The organism is Nostoc sp. (assembly GCF_036917755.1).
GTDB lineage: Bacteria > Cyanobacteriota > Cyanobacteriia > Cyanobacteriales > Nostocaceae > Nostoc.
This window is the reverse complement of sequence record NZ_JBALFC010000084.1, coordinates 1-2,407: the sequence shown is the minus strand read 5'-3', so window position 1 is coordinate 2,407 and position 2,407 is coordinate 1. Positions and strand designations below refer to the sequence as shown.

Here is a 2,407-nt window from a genome sequence, read left to right as displayed (position 1 = left end):
GGCGATCGCAGCTTTTGCTTTCTGTCCTGCGATTAAATTTAATCTCGCAATTTCATTGCGTTCTGATTGATCTGCAACAAGCTCAATCCCATGATTCAGATGATCGACAATTTCAAACAGTCGGTCTGATATTTGCTCTGGTAAAGTTTTTTCTAGTAGATTGCGACCGATTTGTAAATGAACAATTTGTTTCTGCGACTCATCGATTAAGATATATGCTGCTTGCTGCACGCGATCGTGCAAAAACTTATACTCTTGAATTAACAAGTTTTCATCTAATTCAGATAGGGGTTGAATGAATTCACCTTGGATGGCTGCCAGTAAATTCAGGAAAACCGCTTTAGGAGTTTTCTCATAAGCAATCGATAAAGTATCTAAATTAAATTCAGCCCCCACACAAGCGGCTAAACGGAGAATTTGCTGTGTGACTTCTGGTAGTTTCTTTAACTTATGAAGCATTAACTCCACAACATTATCGGTAATATTTTGGGCTTTAATCTGAGCAATATTCCACTGCCAGCTTAAGTGTTCAGCATCAAAGGTCAATAAATTTTCGCTATACAGCATTCTCAAAAATTCACTGACAAAGAAGGGATTGCCTTCAGTTTTACGCAACACTAACTCAGCTAAGGGACGAACGCTATGTACATCCCGATGTAGTGTTTCAGCAATCAACTGACTCAATGGCTCAAGTGTTAAAGGTGCCAGAATAATCTCTTGAAGCACTGCCCCTTGTTTTCGCAATCTCTCTAATGTTAATACCAGTAGATGCGTTGGATTTACTTCATTGTCTCGATAAGCTCCAATTAAAAATAGGAATTGGCTTTGCTCATCCAGCAGCATCAACTCGATTAACTTCAGCGTTGCTGAGTCTATCCACTGCAAATCATCTAAGAAGATCACAAGGGGATGTGACTCTGAACAAAACACCCGAATAAATTGCTGGAATACTCGATGAAAGCGATTTTGAGCTTCAGTTGCTCCTACTTCTGGTACGGATAGCTGTTTGCCGATAATTAATTCAACTTCCGGGATCAGATCAATGATGATTTGTCCGTTGCTTCCCAAAGCTGTTAGCAAGTGCGATCGCCACTGTTGCACCCGATTATCTGATTCACCGAGCAATTGCTGCACCAATTTTTGCAGGGCATCCGCGATCGCACTGTAAGGAATATTCCGCCCAAATTGATCAAATTTACCAGAGATAAAATAGCCGCGCTTTTGGGTAATTGGTTTATAGATTTCCTGCACTAACGCAGATTTCCCAATGCCAGCATAGCCAGAAACCAACATCATTTCGACTTGGAATTTGGGATTGCCCGTTTGTTGCCGATCTGAAGGCGTTTCTGAATTGTTTGCTAAAGCAGCGACGCGATTTGACTCTGGACACGCTACGCGAGCAAATGCCGCCAGTAACATTGCAACTTCCTTATCCCGTCCATAGAGTTTTTGGGGAATTTGAAATTGATCGCAAACGTCTTGAAGCCCCAGTTGAATGCAATTAATTTGACCGATTTCTGCTAATTGATCAGCACAGATTTCTAAATCTGCTTTGATTCCCCAGGCACTCTGATAACGATCTTCGGCATTTTTCGCCATCAGTTTGAGAATGATATCTGCAACTGGCTTGGGAATCGTTGTATTTATTTCATTAGGCAGAGGTGGCTGTTTGGCAATATGACAATGGACTAGCTCAAGTATGTCCCTTGTTGAAAACGGCAGATGTCCGGTTAGCAGTTCGTAGAACGTTACACCGAGTGAGTAAAAATCGCTGCGGTAATCGAGTAAACGGTTCATCCGCCCGGTTTGCTCTGGAGATAAGTATGCGAGTGTTCCTTCTAAAACATCAGGGTTCTTGAAAGTCGGATTCGTGCGGTTAAATTGGGTGGCAATTCCAAAGTCAATAATTTTGACAACGCCAGTATCCAAATTGAGAACGATGTTTCCAGGGTTGATATCTTTATGAATGACATTGGCTGCATGGATTCTGCCCAGAATGTCGCTCATAGCGATCGCAATACCTAGAAAAGTGGATAAAGGCATGGGGCAGAAGATATCTGGGCGCTTGTGTATCCATTGCTCTAGGGACTCTCCCCCAAAATCTTCCAAGAGAATCACCAGAGTGCGTTGATAGTCCTGCTGGCTGTATGCCTTGATAACTCCTTCTAATTTTAGGGAACGGGTAATTTTATATTCTTGTCTGTAGCGGGTTAGTTCTTGAGGTGAGGGATAATCAAGCTTTAGCATTTTGACGACGAGCGCTACTCCGTCGTCTCTGATGCCTCGATAGACTAGAGAATTAGAACTTTCGTATATCTTGTTTGAGATGGTAATACCAGGTAAAGCAATCATAAAGCTTCTTTGGAGAGTATAATCTGGCATACCTCAAACTATACAATAATTCTCA

The 2,407-nt window shown here is 41.9% G+C and carries 1 protein-coding gene; it reads right to left on the bottom strand.

The window, feature by feature from the left end; all coding sequences use genetic code 11:
• Positions 1 to 2,352: ATP-binding protein (locus V7L05_RS18150; RefSeq protein WP_335166026.1), on the bottom strand; the 2,352-nt coding region annotated here is incomplete at its 3' end.
• Positions 2,353 to 2,407: the final 55 nt, after the last annotated feature.